The sequence below is a fragment of the Janthinobacterium sp. BJB426 genome (assembly GCF_002735705.1).
Classification (GTDB): Bacteria; Pseudomonadota; Gammaproteobacteria; order Burkholderiales; family Burkholderiaceae_D; genus Janthinobacterium.
On the sequence record NZ_PDZL01000058.1, the window covers coordinates 1 to 715 of the forward strand.

General features: G+C 57.6%; 1 protein-coding gene. It reads left to right on the top strand.

The features are described 5' to 3' along the window. Positions 1 to 715: IS3 family transposase (locus tag CSQ93_RS28520; RefSeq protein ID WP_158301418.1), on the top strand; the 715-nt coding region annotated here is incomplete at both ends.

Here is a 715-nt window from a genome sequence, read left to right on the forward strand (position 1 = left end):
ACAGTGCCTGGACAGGGCACAAACTGTCGTCAAACTGGTGCAGCCGATACGTCTGCGCCAGCCGCGCATCGGCACGCGCAAGCTGCACAGCATGCTCGGTGCAGCCTTTTCCCGAGAAAAGATCAAAGTGGGACGCGATGGGCTCTTTGACATCTTGCGGCAGGAGTGGCTGCTGGTACAACCGCAGCGGGCCTATCACAAGACCACGAACAGCCATCACCGCTTCCGGCGCCATCCGAACTTGCTCAAGGAGGGACCGGGGCAAGTGTTTGCCACGCAGCCGGAGCAGGTGTGGGTAGCCGATATCACGTATCTCCCGACCGCCGGAAAATTCGTCTATCTGAGCTTGGTGACGGATGCATACTCGCGCAAGATTGTGGGCTACCATGTGCACGCGAGCTTGCAAACCGAGGAAGTCAGCGAGGCCGTGAAAATGGCACTGCGAGCGCGACAGCGCAAGACGCCGCTGATCCATCATTCAGACAGGGGCATCCAGTATTGCTCTACTTACTATCAGGAAATTCATCGTCGTCACGGACTGACTTGCTCCATGACAGATGGCTACGACTGCTATCAGAATGCGCTGGCCGAACGTATCAACGGCATTCTGAAAGGCGAGTTCCTGCTGAATCGACCTGCGGACCTGAAACAGGCGAGCAAAATGGTGGCGCAATCGGTGCGGATCTATAACCAGGAACGGCCGCATACGGCCCTG